The organism is Roseateles asaccharophilus (assembly GCF_031458115.1).
In the GTDB taxonomy this organism is placed as follows: domain Bacteria; phylum Pseudomonadota; class Gammaproteobacteria; order Burkholderiales; family Burkholderiaceae_C; genus Pelomonas; species Pelomonas asaccharophilus_A.
This window is the reverse complement of the sequence record NZ_JAVDXV010000002.1, coordinates 174,659-194,183: the sequence shown is the minus strand read 5'-3', so window position 1 is coordinate 194,183 and position 19,525 is coordinate 174,659. Positions and strand designations below refer to the sequence as shown.

General features: G+C 68.4%; 24 protein-coding genes. 10 read left to right on the top strand and 14 right to left on the bottom strand.

Going from position 1 to position 19,525, the window contains the following annotated elements:
* Nucleotides 1-2: 2 nt before the first annotated feature.
* Genes ccoG through J2X21_RS05365 form a run of 7 tightly spaced genes read right to left on the bottom strand, consistent with a single transcriptional unit; the run spans nt 3 to nt 6,894 of the window.
* On the bottom strand, nt 3-1,400 hold the full coding sequence (gene ccoG, locus J2X21_RS05395; protein WP_310327211.1) for a cytochrome c oxidase accessory protein CcoG: 1,398 nt from the start codon (nt 1,398-1,400) through the stop codon (nt 3-5).
* On the bottom strand, nt 1,382-2,275 hold the full coding sequence (gene ccoP / locus J2X21_RS05390) for a cytochrome-c oxidase, cbb3-type subunit III (protein ID WP_310325859.1): 894 nt from the start codon (nt 2,273-2,275) through the stop codon (nt 1,382-1,384). The genes ccoG and ccoP overlap by 19 nt, the downstream gene beginning before the upstream one ends.
* Nucleotides 2,272-2,403, bottom strand: a complete 132-nt coding sequence (locus J2X21_RS05385; RefSeq protein WP_310325856.1) for a cbb3-type cytochrome oxidase subunit 3 — start codon at nt 2,401-2,403, stop codon at nt 2,272-2,274. The genes ccoP and J2X21_RS05385 overlap by 4 nt, the downstream gene beginning before the upstream one ends.
* Nucleotides 2,390-3,040: a cytochrome-c oxidase, cbb3-type subunit II gene (gene ccoO / locus J2X21_RS05380; RefSeq protein ID WP_310325853.1), complete on the bottom strand. Its 651-nt coding sequence runs from the start codon at nt 3,038-3,040 to the stop codon at nt 2,390-2,392. Before ccoO ends, J2X21_RS05385 begins: the two co-directional genes overlap by 14 nt.
* Nucleotides 3,041-3,050: 10 nt before the next feature.
* Nucleotides 3,051-4,496: a cytochrome-c oxidase, cbb3-type subunit I gene (gene ccoN, locus J2X21_RS05375; protein ID WP_310325851.1), complete on the bottom strand. Its 1,446-nt coding sequence runs from the start codon at nt 4,494-4,496 to the stop codon at nt 3,051-3,053.
* A 47-nt stretch (nt 4,497-4,543) separates the two neighbouring features.
* Nucleotides 4,544-4,693 (bottom strand): cbb3-type cytochrome oxidase assembly protein CcoS, encoded by a 150-nt coding sequence (ccoS, locus tag J2X21_RS05370; protein WP_310325849.1) that lies wholly within the window; start codon nt 4,691-4,693, stop codon nt 4,544-4,546.
* On the bottom strand, nt 4,693-6,894 hold the full coding sequence (locus J2X21_RS05365) for a heavy metal translocating P-type ATPase (RefSeq protein ID WP_310325847.1): 2,202 nt from the start codon (nt 6,892-6,894) through the stop codon (nt 4,693-4,695). Before J2X21_RS05365 ends, ccoS begins: the two co-directional genes overlap by 1 nt.
* 35 nt (nt 6,895-6,929) lie before the next feature.
* Between J2X21_RS05365 and J2X21_RS05360 the strand changes: the two genes are divergently transcribed.
* Nucleotides 6,930-7,373 (top strand): DUF192 domain-containing protein, encoded by a 444-nt coding sequence (locus J2X21_RS05360; protein ID WP_310325846.1) that lies wholly within the window; start codon nt 6,930-6,932, stop codon nt 7,371-7,373.
* Between the two features lie 47 nt (nt 7,374-7,420).
* On the top strand, nt 7,421-7,891 hold the full coding sequence (locus tag J2X21_RS05355; RefSeq protein WP_310325843.1) for a cupin domain-containing protein: 471 nt from the start codon (nt 7,421-7,423) through the stop codon (nt 7,889-7,891).
* Nucleotides 7,892-7,898: 7 nt separating this feature from the next.
* Here the strand turns inward: J2X21_RS05355 and J2X21_RS05350 are convergent, their stop codons facing one another.
* Nucleotides 7,899-8,627 carry a glutathione S-transferase family protein gene (locus J2X21_RS05350; RefSeq protein WP_310325840.1) on the bottom strand — a complete coding sequence of 243 codons (729 nt, stop codon included), beginning with the start codon at nt 8,625-8,627 and terminating at the stop codon, nt 7,899-7,901.
* A gap of 96 nt (nt 8,628-8,723) precedes the next feature.
* Here J2X21_RS05350 and J2X21_RS05345 point away from each other — a divergent pair, with 96 nt between their 5' ends.
* On the top strand, nt 8,724-9,941 hold the full coding sequence (locus J2X21_RS05345) for a polyhydroxyalkanoate depolymerase (protein ID WP_310325838.1): 1,218 nt from the start codon (nt 8,724-8,726) through the stop codon (nt 9,939-9,941).
* Between the two features lie 42 nt (nt 9,942-9,983).
* Here J2X21_RS05345 and J2X21_RS05340 read toward each other — a convergent pair whose 3' ends face one another.
* The 3 genes from J2X21_RS05340 to J2X21_RS05330 all read right to left on the bottom strand — a co-directional run bounded on the left by J2X21_RS05340 (nt 9,984) and on the right by J2X21_RS05330 (nt 12,298).
* Nucleotides 9,984-10,565, bottom strand: a complete 582-nt coding sequence (locus tag J2X21_RS05340) for a superoxide dismutase (RefSeq protein WP_310325836.1) — start codon at nt 10,563-10,565, stop codon at nt 9,984-9,986.
* Between the two features lie 57 nt (nt 10,566-10,622).
* The gene (gene xseA, locus J2X21_RS05335; protein WP_310325833.1) at nt 10,623-11,924 is read right to left on the bottom strand and encodes an exodeoxyribonuclease VII large subunit; all 1,302 of its coding nucleotides are present in this window, start codon (nt 11,922-11,924) and stop codon (nt 10,623-10,625) included.
* A gap of 140 nt (nt 11,925-12,064) precedes the next feature.
* Nucleotides 12,065-12,298: a hypothetical protein gene (locus tag J2X21_RS05330; RefSeq protein ID WP_310325832.1), complete on the bottom strand. Its 234-nt coding sequence runs from the start codon at nt 12,296-12,298 to the stop codon at nt 12,065-12,067.
* Between J2X21_RS05330 and J2X21_RS05325 the strand changes: the two genes are divergently transcribed.
* The 7 genes from J2X21_RS05325 to J2X21_RS05295 all read left to right on the top strand — a co-directional run bounded on the left by J2X21_RS05325 (nt 12,285) and on the right by J2X21_RS05295 (nt 17,066).
* The gene (locus tag J2X21_RS05325; RefSeq protein WP_310325829.1) at nt 12,285-12,902 is read left to right on the top strand and encodes a MotA/TolQ/ExbB proton channel family protein; all 618 of its coding nucleotides are present in this window, start codon (nt 12,285-12,287) and stop codon (nt 12,900-12,902) included. The two genes, J2X21_RS05330 and J2X21_RS05325, sit on opposite strands and share 14 nt — an antisense overlap.
* A 10-nt stretch (nt 12,903-12,912) precedes the next feature.
* Nucleotides 12,913-13,329, top strand: a complete 417-nt coding sequence (locus tag J2X21_RS05320; protein ID WP_310325826.1) for an ExbD/TolR family protein — start codon at nt 12,913-12,915, stop codon at nt 13,327-13,329.
* Entirely contained in the window at nt 13,295-14,335 is a 1,041-nt protein-coding gene (gene lpxK, locus J2X21_RS05315) for a tetraacyldisaccharide 4'-kinase (RefSeq protein WP_310325823.1), read from the top strand. The genes J2X21_RS05320 and lpxK overlap by 35 nt, the downstream gene beginning before the upstream one ends.
* On the top strand, nt 14,335-14,538 hold the full coding sequence (locus tag J2X21_RS05310) for a Trm112 family protein (RefSeq protein ID WP_310325821.1): 204 nt from the start codon (nt 14,335-14,337) through the stop codon (nt 14,536-14,538). The genes lpxK and J2X21_RS05310 overlap by 1 nt, the downstream gene beginning before the upstream one ends.
* Nucleotides 14,539-14,545: 7 nt before the next feature.
* Nucleotides 14,546-15,283, top strand: a complete 738-nt coding sequence (kdsB, locus tag J2X21_RS05305) for a 3-deoxy-manno-octulosonate cytidylyltransferase (protein WP_310325819.1) — start codon at nt 14,546-14,548, stop codon at nt 15,281-15,283.
* A gap of 110 nt (nt 15,284-15,393) precedes the next feature.
* Nucleotides 15,394-16,047, top strand: a complete 654-nt coding sequence (adk, locus tag J2X21_RS05300; RefSeq protein WP_310325816.1) for an adenylate kinase — start codon at nt 15,394-15,396, stop codon at nt 16,045-16,047.
* 260 nt (nt 16,048-16,307) lie between these two features.
* Complete coding sequence (locus J2X21_RS05295; RefSeq protein ID WP_310325813.1) at nt 16,308-17,066, top strand: 3-hydroxyacyl-CoA dehydrogenase; 759 nt, start codon at nt 16,308-16,310, stop codon at nt 17,064-17,066.
* A 219-nt stretch (nt 17,067-17,285) separates the two neighbouring features.
* Here the strand turns inward: J2X21_RS05295 and J2X21_RS05290 are convergent, their stop codons facing one another.
* From J2X21_RS05290 to J2X21_RS05280, 3 genes are all read right to left on the bottom strand, one after another.
* The gene (locus tag J2X21_RS05290) at nt 17,286-18,536 is read right to left on the bottom strand and encodes a hypothetical protein (protein ID WP_310325810.1); all 1,251 of its coding nucleotides are present in this window, start codon (nt 18,534-18,536) and stop codon (nt 17,286-17,288) included.
* Between the two features lie 83 nt (nt 18,537-18,619).
* Nucleotides 18,620-19,057 (bottom strand): ExbD/TolR family protein, encoded by a 438-nt coding sequence (locus J2X21_RS05285; RefSeq protein ID WP_310325807.1) that lies wholly within the window; start codon nt 19,055-19,057, stop codon nt 18,620-18,622.
* 15 nt (nt 19,058-19,072) lie between these two features.
* Nucleotides 19,073-19,501 carry an ExbD/TolR family protein gene (locus J2X21_RS05280; protein ID WP_310325802.1) on the bottom strand — a complete coding sequence of 143 codons (429 nt, stop codon included), beginning with the start codon at nt 19,499-19,501 and terminating at the stop codon, nt 19,073-19,075.
* Between the last annotated feature and the right edge of the window lie 24 nt (nt 19,502-19,525).

The following is a 19,525-nucleotide window of genomic DNA, read 5'->3' as shown; positions in this document are numbered from 1 at the left end:
CCTCAGCGGGGCAGTATGAAGGTGGATTTCTCGGTGACGGTGTCACCGCCGTCGCTGCTGACGCGCCAGCGCATGGGTTGGGCGCCGGGCTTGAGGCCGGACAAACTCTGCGGCGGCAGGCGCAGCGTGACGGTCACCCAACGCGCCTCGGCAGGTGCCAGCGCCACCTGCGTGGCCTGGCTGAGCTTCAGACCGGGAAGGCCGTCGGCCTCGACGTGCAGCAGCTGCGGCCGCTCGGTCGCGTTCATCAGCTGCAGGCGGTAGACGTTCTCCACCCAGCCGTCCTCGACCTGGCGGGCCAACGTCGCGCGGTCGCGTATCACGTCCACGCGGAAATCGTGGCGGCTCCACAGGCTCCACATCAACGCGCCCCCGACCAGCAGCAGCAGCGCGCCGTAGACCAGCACGCGCGGCCTGAGCACGCGGCGCAGGCGCTGGCCGCGCGAGAAGCCGCGCGCCATGCCGTTCTCGGTGTCGTAGCGGATCAGGCCGCGCGATGTGCCCATCTTGTCCATGACACCGTCGCACACGTCGATGCAGGCCGCGCAGCTGATGCACTCGTATTGCAGGCCCTCGCGGATGTCGATGCCGGTCGGGCAGACCTGCACGCAGAGCTTGCAGTCAATGCAATCGCCCAGCGCATGCGCCTCGCCCTTTTTCCGCTGCGTGTTGTGGCCACGCGGTTCGCCGCGCGCGGGGTCGTAGCTGACGATCAGCGTGTCGCGGTCGAACATCGCGCTCTGGAAGCGCGCATAGGGGCACATGTACTTGCAGACCTGCTCGCGCATGAAGCCCGCGTTGCCGTAGGTGGCGAAGCCGTAGAACAGCACCCAGAACGCTTCCCAGCCGCTGAAAGACAGGCTCATCAACTCGCGGATGGGCGTGAAGTAGCCGACGAAGCTCAGGCCCGTGAACAACGACAGCGCGATCCACACGCCGTGCTTGCCACCCTTGCGCCACAACTTGTTGACGCTCCAGCCGGCCTTGTCCAGCCTGAGCCGCGCATGGCGGTCTCCCTCGAACCACTGCTCGATGCGCACGAAGATCTCGGTGTAGACCGTCTGCGGGCAGGCGTAGCCGCACCACACGCGGCCGGCGATCGCCGTGAACAGGAACAGCGAGTAGGCGGAGATCAGCAGCAGCGCCGTCAGGTAGACGAAGTCCTGCGGGTACAGCACCAGGCCAAAGATGTAGAAGCGCCGCGAGGCCAGGTCGAACAGCACCGCGGGCCGGTCTCCCCACGTCAGCCACGGCAGGCCGTAGAACACGAGCTGTGTGAGGGCCACGCAGGCCCAGCGCCAGCGCGCGAAGAAGCCGTCCACCGCGCGCGGATGGATCTTGTCCTCCGATTTGTAGAGACGGATGACGGCTTCCGAATCGCTCACTGCGAGAGGCCCCAGACATAGGCCGACAGCACGCGGATCTGCTCCGGCGTCAGCCGCTCGCCATGGGCCGGCATCTGGTTGTGCTTGCCGCCGTTGATCATGGCGACCACGGCGGCCTCGCCCCAGCCGTGCAGCCAGACCTTGTCGGACAGATTCGGCGCACCCAGCGCCGGATTGCCCCGGCCACCGACGCCGTGGCAGGCGGCGCAGGCGCTGAACTTGGGCTTGCCCAGCTGCGCATACAGCGTGTTGTGCGGACTGCCCGACAGCGACAGCACGTAGTGCGCGAGGTTGCGCACGTCGTCGCTGCCGCCCACCGCGGCGGCCATGGGCGGCATGTTGCCGGCGCGCCCCAGCGTGATGGTCTCGCGGATGGTCTCGAAGCTGCCGCCCCACAACCAGTCCTGGTCGGTCAGGTTGGGGAAGCCTTTGGAGCCCTTGGCGTCCGCGCCGTGGCAGGTGGCGCAGTTGTTGGAGAACAGCCGCTCGCCGATGGCATGGGCCTGCGGGTCGCGCGCCAGCTGTTCGGGCGCCATGCCGGTGAAGGCGGCATAGACCGGCGCCATGGCCGCGCGGGCCTGCGCCTGGTCGGCCGCATGCTCGCCGGTGCTGCTCCAGCCCAGCGAGCCGGTGACGCTGCCCAGGCCGGGGTACAGCGCCAGATAGACGCCGGAAAACACGACGGTCAGCACGAACAGTCCCATCCACCACAGCGGCAGCGGGTTGTTCAGTTCGCGCAGGTCTTCGTCCCAGACATGGCCGGTGGTGTTGTCGGCCGCCGAGGGCTGGCGGCGGCTGGCGATGACGAGCAGCGCGATGCAGGCGACGAGGCCTAGCACCGTGGCGGCGGCGACGAAGATGGACCAGCCTTCGTTGATGAAGTCGCTCATGGCTCATCCCCTTCGAGCGGCAGCTGCGCGGCGGCATCGAAGCGGCCGCGCCAGGCCCAGACGACGATGCCCACGAAGACGGCCAGCGACACCAGCGTCACGGCCACGCGGAGTTCATTGATTCCCATTGCGGGCCTCCTTGTTCTTGGCTGCGGTGCCCAGCACCTGCAGATAGGCGACCAGCGCATCCAGCTCAGTCTTGCCGGCGGCGACCTGCGCCGCGTCCTCGATCTCCGCGTCGCTGTAGGGCGCGCCCAGCGTGCGCAGCGCGGTCATCTTGGCCGGCAGGGACGCGGCATCCACCGGCGTCTTCTCCAGCCAGGGGTAGGCCGGCATGTTGGACTCGGGCACCAGATCACGCGGGTTGATCAGGTGGATGCGGTGCCAGTCGTCGCTGTACTTGCCGCCCACGCGGTGCAGGTCGGGCCCGGTGCGCTTGCTGCCCCACTGGAAGGGGCGGTCGTAGACGAACTCGCCGGCCTTGGAGTACTCGCCGTAGCGCAGCGTCTCGGCCAGCAGCGGGCGGATCATCTGCGAGTGGCAGTTGTAGCAACCCTCGCGCACATAGATGTCGCGGCCGGCCACCTGCAGCGCCGTGTAGGGCTTGAGGCCGGGCGCGGCCTGCGTCGTCGAGCGCTGGAAGAACAGCGGCACGATCTCGACGAAGCCGCCGACGAAGACGGTGGCCAGCACCAACACGATCATCAGCAGGTTGCTGGTCTCGATGCGCTGGTGTCCGGTGAACTTTTCTGTTTGTTGGCTCATGTCGGCCTCCTCAAGCGTGAGCCAGCACGGCGGGAATGCGCACCTGCTGCGGCTTGCCCGCCTGCATGGTCTTCACGACGTTCCAGGCCATCACCAACATGCCGGCCAGATACATCAGCCCGCCGATCAGTCGGATCACATAGAACGGCCAGCTCGCCTTGACGCTTTCGACGAAGGTGTAGACCAGCGTGCCGTCCGGGTTCACCGCGCGCCACATCAGGCCCTGCATGACGCCGGCGATCCACATCGCGGCGATGTAGAGCACGATGCCCAGCGTCGCGATCCAGAAGTGCAGCTCGATGGCGCTCTTGGAATGCATCTCGGTGCGGCCGTACATGCGCGGGATCAGGTGGTACAGCGAGCCCATCGAGATCAGGCCCACCCAGCCCAGCGCGCCGGCGTGCACATGACCCACGGTCCAGTCGGTGTAGTGCGACAGCGCGTTGACCGTCTTGATGGACATCAGCGGGCCCTCGAAGGTGGCCATGCCGTAGAACGACAACGCGACGATGAGGAACTTGAGGATGGGGTTCTCGCGCAGCTTGTGCCAGGCGCCGCTGAGCGTCATCACGCCGTTGATCATGCCGCCCCAGCTGGGCGCCAGCAGCACCAGGCTGAACAGCATGCCCACGCTCTGCGCCCAGTCCGGCAGCGCCGTGTAGTGCAGGTGGTGCGGGCCCGCCCACATGTAGGTGAAGATCAGCGCCCAGAAGTGGACGATGGACAGACGGTAGCTGTAGACCGGCCGCTCGGCCTGCTTGGGGATGTAGTAGTACATCATCCCGAGGAAGCCGGCCGTGAGGAAGAAGCCCACCGCGTTATGGCCGTACCACCACTGCACCATCGCGTCCTGCACGCCGGCGTAGGCGGAATAACTCTTCCAGAAGCTGACCGGCAGCACCGCCGCGTTGACGACGTGCAGCAGCGCCACCGCGAGGATGAAACCGCCGAAGAACCAGTTGGCCACGTAGATGTGGCGGATCTTGCGCCGCCCCACCGTGCCGAAGAACACGATGGCGTAGGCCACCCAGGCGATGGTGATCAAGAGGCCGATGGGCCACTCCAGCTCCGCGTACTCCTTGCCTCGCGTGAGGCCCAGCGGCAGCGTGATGGCCGCACCGACGATGACGGCCTGCCAGGCCCAGAAGTGGAACCACGCGAGCTTGGGTGCGAACAGCCGCGTCTGGCCGGTGCGCTGCACGACGTGGTAGCTGGTGGCCATCAGCGTGCAGCCGCCGAACGCGAAGATGACCGCGTTGGTGTGCAGCGGGCGCAGCCGGCCGTAGCTCAGCCACGAGATGCCGAAGTTCAGCTCCGGCCAGGCCAGCTGTGCGGCAATGAACACGCCCACCGCCATGCCCACCAAGCCCCACAGCACGGCGGCCAGCGCAAAGGCGCGCACCGGCCCATCCTCGTACGTCGTCCCGGCGCTCACCGGGACCCTGTCGTTCGCCATCAGCGACTCCTTCAGTCTGATGGAAACGATTCTTGGTGGATGGGTCTTCAGCCGCCTTGATCCTCGTCAACCAGGATGCGTTCAGCCTCGTGCTCGAAGCCATCCAGCTGGCCATCGTTCACGGCCCAGCCGAACACCGCCACGATCAGCAGCACCAGCACGACGGAGAACGGGATGAGCAGGTAGAGGATGTCCATCAGCGGGCGAGCCTCTGCGCATTGAGCACGACGAACAGCGAGCTCGCCGCCATGCCGATGCCGGCGGCCAGCGGCGGCAGCCAGCCGGTCAGCGCCAGCGGCACGCAAGCCAGGTTGTAGGCCGCAGCCCAGATGAGGTTCTGCCGCAGCACGCGGCGCGTCTTCCTCGCCAGCACCAGCGCCTGCGGGATGACGGACAAGCGGTTGGACACCAGCAGCGCATCCGCCGCGCTGCGCGCCAGCATGGCACCCTCGCCCATCGCAATGCGCACGTCGGCCGCCGCCAGCACGGGCGCGTCGTTGATGCCGTCGCCCACCATCAGCACACGCTCGCCGTCGGCCTGCCAGGCGCGCACGGCGGCCAGCTTGGCGGCGGGCGTGGCACCGGCCTGCCAGTGCGCGATGTCCAGCGCGGCGGCCATGCGGGCGACGGCCCGCGGCTGGTCGCCCGACAGCAGGCGTACGCGCAGGCCTGCCTGGCGAAGCGCGGCCACGGTGTCGGCGGCATCGGCGCGCGGCGCTTCGGCCAGGTCCAGCCACAACACGCAGTCGCCGTTGCCAAAGGCCAGCCGCGCGGCGGGGTCGGGCCGCTCGCGCACCCAGGCCGGCGCGCCCAGCCGCCACAACCCGCCGCTGGCGTCGCGCGCCTCGATGCCCCGGCCCGCCATCTCGCGCACATCGGTCCAGGCTCCTGCCTCGGCGCCACCGGCCAGCGACCGCGCCTGCGGATGGCGGGACAGCGCCGCCAGGCTGCGCGCCACGGCCAGCAGCGCGTCGGCCTGCGCGCCTTCGGCCCAATGGCGGCGCAGACGCAGCCGGTCCTCGCTGAGCGTGCCGGTCTTGTCGAACACGACGGTGTCCACAGCGCACAGACGCTCCAGCGCCGACAGGTCCACCAGCAGCAGGCCGCGGCGCGCCAGCGCGCCGCTGGCGGTCAGCCAGGCCGCGGGCGCCGCCAGAGTCAGCGCGCAGGGGCAGGTCACGATGAGCACGGCCACCGCGACGGCCAGCGCCCGCGACGGCTCCAGCCACCACCACGCCGCAGCGGCGCCCAGGGCCAGCAGCAGCACGCCGACCGTGAACCAGGTGGCCACATGCTCCAGCAGGCCCGGCAGCAGCGGCCGCTGGCTCTGCGCCTGCTGCATCAGCCGCACGATGCCTTGCGCCGTCGTGTCGGCACCCACGCGCTGCACATCCATCACCAACGGACCGTCGAGGTTGATGCTGCCGGCCGCGACCGCGTCGCCCACCGTCTTGGCCACCGGCGCGGATTCGCCGGTCAGCAACGCCTCGTTGACGAAGCCCTCGCCGCGCAGCACGGTGCCGTCCGCCGCGAACGCCTCGCCGGCCGCGACGCGGATGCGGTCGCCCGGCCGCAGCGCCTCGGGCGCCACGCGCTCGCTGGTGCCGTCGCCGTTCAATCGCTCGGCGGTCGTGGGCAACGAACCCGCCACCGCCTCCAGCGCCTCGGCCGCACGGTGCCGCGCGCCCAGCTCGAACCAGCGCGCCAGCAGCAGCAGCGCGATGAACATCGTCAGCGAATCGAAATAGACCTCGTGGCCCAGTGGGCCGGTCGGGTCGAACAACGCGCCGGTGCTGGCGATGAAGGTGACCGCGATGCCCAGTGCAACGGGCACATCCATCCCCAGCCGTTTGGCACGCAGCTGCCGCCACGCGCCGCTGAAGAACGGGCCGGCCGAGAACACCAGGACCGGCAGCGTCAGCACCCAGCTGCCCCAGCGCAGCAGGCGGTCGAGATCGACCGTCAGCTCGCCCGGCTCGGCCACATAGGCCGGCGTGGCCAGCATCATGACCTGCATCATCAGGAAGCCCGCGACGAACACGCGCCACAGCGCCTGCCGGCGCTCGCGGCGGCGCAGTTCGCGCGCCGGGGCCGCCGTGTCGGGCGCGGCGCCATAGCCGATGGCACGCAAGGCCGCGAGCACATCGGCCAGCGGCAGCGCCGACGGCTGCCAGCGCAGCGCCAGCCTCGCCGACGCCGGGTTGACGCTGGCCGCCGCCACGCCCGGCAGCTTCAACAGCGTCTGCTCAATGAGGCCCGCACAGGCCGCGCAGTACATGCCCGACACCTGCAGTTGCGACAGCGCCGCGCCGGCCGGGCCGTCGGGCCAGGTCGTGAAGGGGGCGAGGGCCTGCGCGTCGGCCTCGGCCGCGGGCAAGCCTGGGGGTGCAGCACTCACGTCGATAATCTTGGTCGCACCCTCGCGAACCGACCATGACCTGCATCAAAGCTCTTGCATTCGCCGCCCTGACCCTGCTGGCCAGCGTGGCATCCGCCCAGGACTCGGCCCAGCAGCTGCGCAGCATCCCGCTGACCGCGGGCATGCACGTCATTCAGGCCGAGGTAGCCCAGACCGACCGCGAGCGCGCCATCGGCCTCATGCACCGCAAGACCATGCCGACCAACAACGGCATGCTGTTCGTCTTCGAAGACGCGCAGCCGCAATGCTTCTGGATGCGCAACACGCTGCTGCCCCTGTCCATCGCCTTCATCGCCGACGACGGCAGCATCGTCAACATCGCCGACATGAAGCCGCTGGACGAAACCTCGCACTGCTCGACCAAGCCGGTGCGTTTTGCACTTGAAATGAACCAGGGCTGGTTCGCGAAGAAGGGCATCAAGGCGGGCACCAAGCTGAAGGGCCAGCCTTTCAACTAGGAACGCAATTTGCGTGACATGAGGGCCTTGGCATCACAGGAGGCTCTATGTCGGATCTGTCGATACCCGTGGACGCCGCGAATGACGCGTCCGCCACGCAGTTCTCCCACGTCAAGCCCGGGGACACGCCCTGGCGCACGGATGGCCTGAGAGATTTCTTCCTCTACCGCGACCTCGGTGTCGCCGCCGCGACGGGCGGGCGCGTCATCGCGCACCTCGTGAAGGCGAATATGGCCCCGGAAAAGGGCACGGGATGGCACCGCCATGAGGCGGACTTCCAGATCGTGCTGATGACCAAGGGCTGGGCCAAGTTCATGTACGGCGACCAGGTCACGCTGGTGGAGGCCGGCGACTGCGTGCACCAGCGCCCGGGCATCGTGCACTACCTGTTCGACTACTCGCCGGACATGGAGTACCTGGAGATCGTGTCGCCGGCCGATTTCAAGACGGTGGACGCGCCCGCGCCCTGCGACGTGCCGGCGCCGTCGACCTGGCCGCAGAGCGAATTGACGCTCTGAGCCCGGCTCAGAAGTCCATGTCCAGCAGCTCGATCTCTTCGGGCTCCTGCCGGGCGTCGGCAATCCACGCCTGCATCTCGGGCATCGCCAGGATGGTGTCGCAGTAGGCCGCGCAGGCCGCGGGCAAGGCCACGTCGTAGGTGCGAAAGCGCGTCGTCACCGGCGCAAAGAAGGCGTCGGCGGCACCGCGCTGCCTGCCGAACAGGTAGGGGCCGCCATAGGTGGCCAAGCATTCGCTCCAGATGTCGATGATGCGCTCGATGTCGGGCTTGGCGCCGGCCCAGATCTTGTGCTTGGGGAAGTGGCCCTTCAGGTTCATGGGCAGGGCTGCGCGCAGGTTGGCGAAGCCGGAGTTCATCTCGCCGCAGACGGCCCGTGCATGCGCCCGGGCGACCCGGTCCGCGGGCCACAGCCCGGCCTTGGGATAGGTCTCGTTCAGGTACTCGGCGATCGCCATGTTGTTCCACACCGTGACGCCTTCGTGGCGCAGGCAGGGCACCCGGATGGACGGCGCCAGCAGCAGCAGCTCCTTCCTCGCATCCTCGTCATCGGGCGACACCATCTGCTCGCTGAAGGCCAGGCCGGCAAAGCGCGTCAGCAGCCAGCCGCGCAGGGACCATGACGAGTAGTTCTTGCTGCTCAGCGTCAGCGTGGCGGCCGGCGTCACGGGCACAGCGGCCGGCTTGCGCACCGCCGTCTTGCGTGCGGCGGGTTTCTTGGTGGCGGCGACGGGCATAGTGTCTCCTCAATGCTGGCGCCCGTCTCGTCGCAAGCCCTGTGCCACGCTGGCTCGGTCCTTGCGTCGCAGGGTCATGGACGGCCGGAGACAGCCATGTACGCCACCTATCAAACCCATCGCGACCTGATGTGGCCGCTGCACGCGGCGGCCAGCCTGGGGCTACCGCTGCTGCAAGACCCCGCGCTGGCGACCCAGCCCTGGTTGCCGGCCAAGCAACTGTCCGCCGCCTGGCAGGTGTTCCAGCTCGCGCGCATCACGCACCGCCGCCCGCCCTGGCGCATCGCCGAGGTGACGGGCAGCGGCGGCGAACGCTGGCCGGTGACCGAGGAGGTTGCCGCCCGCACGCCGTTCGCGAACCTGCTGCGCTTTCGCCGCGAGGGCGCGCCGCCCGCGCCCAGGGTGCTGGTCGTCGCGCCCATGTCGGGCCACTTCGCGACGCTGCTGCGCGACACGGTGCGCACGCTGCTGCAGGACCACGACGTCTACATCACCGACTGGCACAACGTGCGCGACGTACCGCTCGCGGCCGGCCGCTTCGGACTGGACGAGTACACCCAGCACCTGATGGACTTCCTGGCCGCAATAGGCCCCGAGGCGCATCTGGTGGCGGTCTGCCAGCCCTGCGTCAGCGCGCTGGCCGCGACGGCGCTGATGGCCGAGGACGGCCACCCCGCCACGCCCGCCAGCCTGACGCTGATGGCCGGCCCCATCGACTGCCGCATCAGCCCCACCGAGGTCAACCGGCTGGCCACCAGCAAGCCCATCGAGTGGTTCCGCCAGAACCTGATCAGCCACGTGACCTGGCGCCACAAGGGCGCGGGCCGGCGCGTCTACCCGGGCTTCGTGCAGCTGTCGGCCTTCATGAGCATGAACAAGGAGCGCCACGCCAACGCGTTCAAGGACTTCTACAAGCATCTCGTCGCCGACCAGCTGGACAAGGCTGAGACCACGCGCCAGTTCTACGAGGAATACCTGGCCGTGGCCGACCTGTCGGCCGACTTCTATCTGGAGACCGTGGAGCGCGTGTTCCAGACCTTCGACCTGCCGCGCGGCGAGCTGATGTTCAAGGGCCGCAAGGTCAACCCCGCGGCGATACGCCGCACGGCGCTGCTGACCATCGAGGGCGAGCGCGACGACATCTGCTCGGTGGGCCAGACGCTGGCCGCGCAAGACCTGGCCAGCAGCCTCAAGCTCTACATGCGCACCCACTACATCCAGCCCAACGTGGGCCACTATGGCGTGTTCAGCGGCCGACGCTGGCAACACCAGGTCTACCCGCTGGTGCGACACGTCATCCAGGTATCGCAATGAAAAAGGCCGGCATCAGCCGGCCTTCGTTCAGCAGCGATCCGCTCAGGCGAAGTTGGCTTCGGCGAACTGCCAGTTGACCAGGTTCGACAGGAAGGTCTCGACGAACTTGGGGCGCAGGTTGCGGTAGTCGATGTAGTAGGCGTGCTCCCACACGTCGACAGTCAGCAGCGCGGTGTCGGCGGTGGTCAGCGGCGTGCCGGCGGCGCCGGTGTTGACGATGTCGACCGAACCGTCGGCCTTCTTGACCAGCCAGGTCCAGCCCGAACCGAAATTGCCCACGGCGCTCTTGACGAAGGCTTCCTTGAAGGCGGCGTAGCTGCCCCACTTGGCGTTGATGGCCGCGGCCAGCGCGCCGCTGGGCTCACCGCCGCCTTGCGGCTTCATGCAGTTCCAGAAGAAGGTGTGGTTCCAGATCTGCGCGGCGTTGTTGTAGATGCCGCCGCTGGAGGTCTTGACGATCTCTTCCAGCGTCTTGCTCTCGAACTCGGTGCCCTTTTGCAGGTTGTTCAGGTTCACCACATAGGCGTTGTGGTGCTTGCCGTGGTGGAACTCCAGCGTTTCCTTGCTGTAGTGCGGGGCCAGCGAGTCGATCGGGTAAGGCAGCGGGGGCAGCGTGTGTTCCATCGTGGAGTCCTCTGTGTTGGGGGGAAGGGAATGGCGTCGGATTGTAGGGAGCGGGGATCACCCTTGCGGCGAAGGCAGTACCCCCAAAACGCGCAAGTCGGCGCTGCCGTCGGCCAGCACGGCGCGCACCTCGTGGCCGGGCAGCAGTGTGTGCACGGAGGTGATCGCCCCGCCCTGCCCGTCGTCCAGCCAGGCATAGCCGCGCGCCAGCACGTGCTGCGGGTCCAGCGCCTGCAGGCGGGCCTGCAAGGCGTCCAGGCGCGCGGTCTGGCGGCGCAGCGTGTCGGCCAGCGCGCGGCCGGGGCGGGGCGCGAGATGGTCCAGCCGCTGACGCTGCAGTTCGACGCGCCGCCCTGGCGCCGCCGCGGCGCGCTGGGCCAGCAGGTCCAGCAGGCGGCGCTGGCGGGCCAGCGCGTCGCTGGGGCGCGACAGCCGCAGCGCGAGGCGGTCCAGTCGTTGGGCGGTGGTCTGCAGCCGGTGGTCCAGACACCTCAGCAGGCTGCGCTCCAGGCTGGCCAGCTGCTGCAGCAAGGCTTCGCGCGACGGCGCAGCCAGTTCGGCCGCGGCGGTGGGCGTGGGCGCGCGCAGGTCGGCGGCCAGGTCGCAGAGCGTCACATCGATCTCGTGGCCCACGCCGCAGACGACCGGCAGGCTCGACATGGCCACGGCCCGCACCACGCGCTCGTCATTGAAGGCCCACAAGTCCTCCAGCGAGCCGCCGCCGCGCACCAGCAGCAGCACGTCCACCTCGGCGCGCTCGTTGGCCAGCCGCAGCGCGTTGACCAGCGCCGGCGGCGAGTCGGCACCCTGCACCGGGCTGGGGTAGACCACCACCTCCACCTGCGGCGCGCGGCGCGCCAGCGCGGTCAGCACGTCGTGAAGCGCAGCGCCGGCCGTGGAGGTGATGACACCGATGCGGCGCGGGTGGGCGGGTAGCGGCCGCTTGGCGTCCTCATCGAACAGGCCTTCTGCCGCCAGCCGGGCGCGCAGCTTCAGGAACTGCTCGTACAGCGTGCCCGCACCCGCGCGACGCATCGCCTCCACGACGAATTGCAGCTCGCCGCGCGGCTCGTAGACGGCCACCCGGCCGCGCAGCTCCACCAGCGCACCGTCGGCCGGGCTGAAGTCCAGCATGGCCGCCGCGCGGCGGAACATCGCGCAACGCAGGCTGGCGGCCAGGCCGTCGGCATCCTTCAGCGTGAAATAGCAATGCCCGCTGGCCGCGCGCGTAAAGCCGACGATCTCGCCGCCCACGACGACCACCGAGAAACGCTCGGCCAGGCTCTGCGCCACGGCCTCGACGAGACCGGCCACGCCCCAGACACGCCGATTTGATGCGGCTTCGCGGCCCTCAATCACGCGCAAACCCAATGCCGGCGCGGGCCGGGAAGTCCACAGCCGCGCCAATGCTGGGCTGGCGGGCGATTCCGGCTCATCTCGCCTGTCACGGCGCCGTCATGAGCACATAAGGCCTTGTTTTTCAATTCGATTTCCGCTGCTCAAATTGGAGGCAAGTTGTCCAAGGCCTTGATTTGACGGCCTCTGGCGGGCTGCGCCCCCTTGTTGCCCACAAAGTTGTCCACAGCAGCGGTGGATTGTGGGAACGCTTTCTCGGGCGCCTGACAGTCGCGGCGGGGGCCGGGCCTGAGGTCATAATCCTGCGCACTTTCCCGGCCGCCAGCGGCCGCCTTTTTCGACGCTTCTTCGACGGGGACGCCCTTGTTTTCCATCATACAAGCCGCCGGTTGGCCGATCTGGCCCTTGCTCCTGTGCTCCGTGGTGGCCCTGGCCCTGATCATCGAAAGGCTGTCCAGCCTGCGCGCCAGCCGCATCCTGCCCAAGCGCCTGCTGGACGACGTGATGAGCGTCAGCCTGCAGCAACTGCCCAGCCCCGAGATGGTGGACCGGCTGGCCGAGAACTCGCTGCTGGGTGAGGTGCTGGCCTCAGGCCTGCGCGCCGTCACCGCCGAGCCACAGATGCCCGAAGGCAAGCTGCGAATGGTGTTCGAGTTCGCCGGCCGCCGTGCGGTGCACCGCATGGAGCGCTACATGAACACGCTGGGCACCATCGCGACGGCTGCGCCGCTGCTGGGCCTGATGGGCACCGTGGTGGGCATGATCGAGATCTTCGGCAGCCAGGCGCCCGGCGGCAACAACCCGGCCCAGCTGGCGCACGGCATCTCCATCGCGCTCTACAACACGGCCTTCGGCCTGATGATCGCGATCCCCGCGCTGATGTTCCACCGCTACTTCCGCGGCCGTATCGAGGAATATGTGCTGGAACTGGAAGCCGCGGCCGACCGCCTGATGGGCCAGCTGCGCCGCTACACGGCTTGAGGACGGCGACATGAAGTTCCGCTCCCCGCACAGCGAGCCGCCGGAGATCAACCTGATCCCGTTCATCGACGTGCTGCTGGTGATCCTGATCTTCCTGATGCTGTCGACCACCTACTCCAAGTTCACCGAACTGCAGATCACGCTGCCGTCGGCCGACGCGGAGAAGCTGAAGGACCGGCCACAGGAGGTCATCGTGGGAATCGCAGCCGACGGCCGCTTCGTCATCAACAAGCAGGCCGTGGAAGGCCGTTCGGTCGACATCCTGATCGGCGCGCTGCGCCAGGCCTCGGGCGGCAACGCCGAGGCGTCGGTCATCATCTCGGCCGACGCCGCCACGCCGCACCAGGCCGTCATCAACGTGATGGACGCCGCGCGCCGCGTGGGCCTGACGCGTGTCACCTTCGCCGCGCAGACCGACGCTCGCTGATCGGCTGCAAAGGGAGTGGCTCACTGGCGGACCGCTGTCCGCCGCGCTGCTGCCGCTGAGCTGGCTGTACCGCGGGCTGCTGGCGCTGCGCGCCCTCGCCTACCGCCTCAGGCTCAAGCGCACCGCGACGCTGCCCGTGCCGGTCATCGTCGTCGGCAACTGGATCGTCGGCGGCGCCGGCAAGACGCCCACGACGCTGGCGCTGCTGGAGCTGTTGAGGGCGCGCGGTCTGCGCACCGGCGTCGTGTCGCGCGGCTACGGCCGCGAGGGCGATGGCGTCCACCTGATTACGCGCGCCTCGACCGCCCGCGAGGCTGGCGACGAGCCGCTGCTCATCCACCTGCGCGGCCAGGTGCCGGTGGCCGTGGGCCGCGACCGCGTGGCGGCCGCACGCGCACTGCTGACGGCCCATCCCGAGCTGGACCTGCTCGTCAGCGACGACGGCCTGCAGCACTGGCGCCTGCCCCGCAGCTTGAGCCTGCTGGTGTTCGACGAGCGTGGCCTGGGCAACGGCCGCTTGCTGCCGGCCGGCCCGCTGCGCCAGCCGCCTGCCGCGCTGCAGGGCGACCAGCTGGTGGTCTACAACGCGCCGGCGCCCAGCACACCGCTGCCCGGCTTCGTCGCCCAGCGCCGGCTCGTGGGCGCGGTGAACCTGGCGGGCTGGTGGGCCGGCCAGCCCGCCACGCTGGACACGCTGCATGCGCTGCGCGGCCGGCCGGGTCTGCTCGCCTGCGCCGGCCTGGCGCGCCCGCAGCGCTTCTTCGACATGCTGACCGCCCAGGGCCTGGCCTTCGCGCTGTTGCCACTGCCCGACCATGCCGACTTCAGCGACCTGCCCTGGCCCACCGATGCGGCGGGCGTGCTGCTGACCGAGAAGGACGCCGTCAAGCTGCCGCCCGAACGCGTGGGAAGCACGCCCGTCTGGGTCGTGACGCTAGACTTTGCGCCCGGTGCGGCCTTCGAGGCGGCCTTCGACGCTCAACTGACAAGACTCACTCTGCTCTGATGGACTCACGCCTGATCGAAATGCTGGTCTGCCCGCTGTGCAAGTCGCCGCTGACCTTGCTGCGCGGCGACGAGCCAGCGCTGGCCTGCCGCGCCGACCGCCTGGCCTTCCCGATCCGCGACGGCATTCCGCTGATGCTGGAGAGCGAAGCCAAGCCCTGGGACCCCGACACCGCGAGCGCTCCGGCGCCGCTGGCCGAGTGACGCGCTGATGGGCTTCGCCGTCATCATCCCGGCGCGGCTGGCATCCACCCGGCTGCCCAACAAGCCGCTGGCGGACATCGCCGGCCTGCCGATGATCGTGCGCGTCGCGCAGCGCGCCGCGCAGTCCGGCGCGAGCCAGATCGTCGTCGCGACCGACGCCCCCGAAGTGGCCGCCGCCTGTGCGGCGCACGGCGTGCGGGCGCTGATGACGCGCGCCGACCATCCCTCCGGCAGCGACCGGCTGGCCGAGGCCGTCGAGCAATTGGGGCTCACAGACGATGCCGCCGTCGTCAACGTGCAGGGCGATGAGCCGCTGATCGCGCCGGCCATGATCGACGCCTGCGCCGGGACGCTCGCAGCCCAGCCCGACTGCGTGATGGCCACCGTGGCCCACGCGTTGACCGATCCTTCCGAGTTTGCGAACCCCAACGTCGTCAAGCTGGTCACCGACAAGGCCGGCCGGGCGCTGTATTTCTCGCGTGCGCCCATCGCCTGGTGGCGCGACGGCGCGGGCCAGCCCAACCAGGCGCTGCGCCATGTGGGCCTGTATGCCTACCGCGCCGGCTTCCTGCGCCGCTTCCCGACGCTGGCGGTCAGCCCGCTGGAGCAGATCGAGTCGCTGGAGCAGTTGCGCGTGCTGTGGCACGGCGAGCGCATCGCGGTGCATGTGAGCGCCCAGCTGCCGGGGCCGGGCGTCGACACGCCCGAGGATCTGGAGCGCGTCAGGCGCCTGATCGCCGGCTGACGGCCCCTCTGCACGTCAGGCCCCAGAAAGCCCACGTGCGATACTCCGCCGCTGACCGAAGCGGGACTTTTCAACCGTCCTCTTCAAGCGCGAATAGGACGAGGAGACCCATGCGATTGATCCTTCTGGGCGCCCCTGGCGCCGGCAAAGGCACCCAGGCTGCCTTCATCTGCAAGCAATTCGGCATCCCGCAGATTTCGACCGGCGACATGCTGCGCGCCGCCGTCAAGGCCGGCACCGAGCTGGGTCAGAAGGCGGACGCCGTGATGAAGTCCGGCGGCCTGGTGAGCGACGACCTGATCATCGCGCTGGTCAAGGAACGCATCGCCCAGCCCGACTGCGCCGGCGGCTTCCTGTTCGACGGTTTCCCCCGCACCATCCCGCAGGCCGACGCGATGAAGGCCGCCGGCGTGAAGCTGGACTTCGTGCTCGAGATCGACGTGCCCTTCGACGCCATCATCGAGCGCATGAGCGGCCGTCGCTCGCACCCGGCCTCGGGCCGCACCTACCACGTCAAGTTCAACCCGCCCAAGGTTGAAGGCAAGGACGACGAGACCGGCGAACCGCTGGTGCAGCGCGACGACGACAAGGAAGAGACTGTCAAGAAGCGCCTGGACGTCTACTCCGCGCAGACCCGTCCGCTGGTCGACTACTACTCGCAATGGGCCGCCACCGGCGATGCCAGCGCGCCCAAGTACCGCCGCATCGAAGGCATGGGCTCGGTCGACGACATCACGCGCAAGGCGCTGGCCGCACTGGCCTGATTGCCCGGCCTCCAGACAAGCCGCGCGGCGCGAGCCCCGCGGCTTTTTTGTGGCCGACAATTGACGCTTACGTCAACCGGGAAGGCTGAACGAGCCCCTGCGGGCATGCGCGCCCGGGTGCGGGATGCAGCGCAAGGCGCAAAGCACAGCCATGGCGGCTGCCATGGCGAGCATTTGCAACGCCGCGATGCGCCCGCAGCCGGGATGCGCAGGCCGCGAGGGGCTTGTTCAACCTTCCCCTCACCCAGGAGATCCTCACCATGGAAATCGCAGACAAGGTGTTCATCGTCACCGGCGGCGCCTCGGGCCTCGGCGAAGGCACGGCCCGCATGCTGGCTGCCCACGGCGGCAAGGTCGTCATCGCGGACCTGCAGGTCGAGCGCGGCCAGCAGATCGCCGCCGAACTCGGCGGTGTGTTCGTCAAGTGCGACGTCAGCCAGGAGGCCGACGGCCAGGCCGCCGTCGCGGCCGCCACTGGCCTCGGCAAGCTGATGGGGTTGGTCAACTGCGCCGGCATCGCACCGGCGATCAAGACGGTGGGCAAGGATGGCGCACATCCGCTGGCCAGCTTCGCCAAGACCATCACCGTGAACCTGATCGGCACCTTCAACATGATCCGCCTCGCCGCGGAAGCCATGGCGAAGAACGAGCCGGAAAGCACCGGCGAACGCGGCGTGCTGGTCTCAACCGCGTCGGTCGCCGCCTTCGATGGGCAGATCGGCCAGGCGGCCTACTCGGCCTCCAAGGCCGGCGTGGCGGGCATGACGCTGCCCATCGCGCGCGACCTGGCCCGCAACGGCATCCGCAACATGACCATCGCGCCGGGCATCTTCGGCACGCCCATGCTGTTCGGCATGCCGCAGGAGGTGCAGGACGCGCTGGCCGCCAGCGTGCCCTTCCCGAGCCGCCTGGGCCGCCCGGACGACTACGCCAAGCTGGTCCACCAGATCATCACGAACGACATGCTGAACGGCGAAGTCATTCGGCTGGATGGCGCGATCCGCATGGCGCCGAAGTAGTGAGCCCCTCGCCCAGCCCTGTACCGCTGAACGCGGACAGGTCTGGTCGGTCCCCCGAGGGGACGGCGATGCTTGCGGCGTTGAACCGCAAGCACATCGCCCGGCGGGCCGGCTTGGGAGCGGCCCGGTGCTCGCCCCGAACCAAGACAGTCATCCGCGACAAGAAAAAAGGGCCTGGTTCGCACCAGGCCCTTTCTGTTTGGCTCGTCGCCGGGTCGATCAGCGCTTGCGGGACTGGATGATCCACAGGCGGGCGAGGTCGGCGGCGCCGTCCGTGCCCTTGACGGAACGCCAGGCCGCCGTGGCCTTGGCGTGATCGCCGGCCAGCTGGTACGCCATGCCCAGGTAGAGCTTGGCGTCCTCGGGGCGCTTCAGGTTGCCCTTGGCGATACCTTGCTCGATCTGGCCGACGCCCTTCTTGGCCTCGCCGCTGAAGGCATTGGCCAGGCCCAGCTTGACGAACTCGTTGCCGTCCTTGGCTTCGTCGGCCGCCTTCTCGGCGGCCGCAGCATTGGCCTTGGCCTCGCCGATCTTCTTGACCATCAGGTCGGCCAGACGCTTGTGGCGGGCACCTTCGGCGCCTTGACCCAGCACGTTGGCCGCAAAGCCCTTCTCCACGACCTGCTTGCCCTCGGCCGGGTAGCCGGCCTGGGCGGCCAGCTGGGCCATCTCCATGTAGTCGTTGGCCTCGCGCATATTGCCCGTGGCCAGGCGCAGACGGTAGAGGTCCAGCTGGAAGCGGTTGTTGTCGAAACTCTTCTTCTCCGGCAGGCCGCCGAGGATCTGAGCCCACAGCTTGGGATCGGGGTAGTAGTTCAGCAGCTTCTCGGTCGCGAGCGCTTCCGCGTTCGGATCGCCCTTCTTCTGCGCTGCCCAAAGCAGATTGGTGAGCTTTTCCTTTGCCGGCGCGCGACCGGCCTTCTCATCGGCCTGGACCTCGGCCAGCGTGTCCTTCAGGAACGCCGTCACGTCACCCGACTTGAACTGGGCTGTCTGCTGCACCTGCTTGACCGTCGCGCTGGTGCCGCCGGCCGCGAAGTACTTGTTGGCCCATTCCAGCGCCTTGGCCGCATTGTTGGCACGCAGGTAGGTGCCAGCGATGGCTTCCATGTACTGGAACTGCTGGGCCTGCGACAGCCTGCCCAGACCCTTCAGCACGTCGAACGAACGGGACATCACGTCGGCATCACCGGCGCCCATGGCAGCGGAGAAACGCAGGCCTTCGATGGCGTTGTTCTCGGCGGGGGTGCGGCCACCGACAGCTTCGGCATCACGCAGCTTCGCCAGCGCGTCCTTGAACTTGCCAGCCTTGTAGAGCTTGCTGGCCTCGGTCAGCGGCGCGCCGACTTCCTTGCGGACGCTTTCCTGGGCGCTGGCCCGGCTGAAGCCGAACTCAGCACCGGGTGCGCCATTCAGGGTCAGGGCCAATGCGCCAACGGCGACGGCCACCACGGTTTTCAAAGTCTTCAACTTGCTCTCCTGCAAAGCAAAAGCGCGCCGCCCTTGCGGACAGCGCGCCTCAAAGTATCGGCGTCAGCTGACCCGAGCCCACGTCACTTGACGTATTGCTCGTTACCAACCATGCCCATCTTCTTGACGTTGTTGCGCTGGGCCGAAGCCATGACCGCTGCAACGACGCCGTAGTCCACCAGCTTGTTCGGCTTGATGTGGACCTCGGGCTGTTCGCCGAGGTTCTTCGCGCCGATTTCCTGCATCTTCGCGTTGACCGCGTCGATGTTGGGCAGCGCGGTTTCGTCCCAGTACACCGTGCCGTCGAAGTCGATCAGCACCGTGTGCACCACGGGCGGCTCGGTCGGCGGGTTATTGCTCGGCGGCGGCATGTCCAGGTTGATCGTGTGCAGCTGGATCGGGATGGTGATGATCAGCATCACCAGCAGCACCAGCATCACGTCGATCAGCGGCGTCGTATTGACGTCCATCATGACTTCGGGGTCACCGCTGCCCGACGAACTTCCAACATTCATTCCCATGTTTGACTCCTGGGATCAACCGCCACGCGACGGCGGCTCGGTCACGAAGTTGACCTTCATGATGCCGGCGCGTTGCGCTGCGTAGATCACACGGCCGACCGACTCGTAACGAGACTTGTCGTCGCCGCGGACGTGCACTTCGGGCTGCGGGTTCTTGACCGATTCCTTGCCGAGGCGCTGAACCAGCTCCTCCATGTCGGGAACCAGCTTTGTGTTCCAGTAGACGTCGCCGTCCTTGCTGACCGAGAGTTCGATGTTCTCCGGCTTGGTGACGCGGATGATGTTGGTCTCCTTTGGCAGGTTGACCGCAATCGTCTGTGTCACCACCGGGACGGTGATGAGGAAGATGATCAGCATCACCAACATCACGTCCACGAGGGGCGTGGTGTTGATGGTTGCATTGACTTCGTCCTCGCCGGAAGAGGATCCGACGTTCATGCCCATGGCATTGGCTCCTTTACGAGCGGC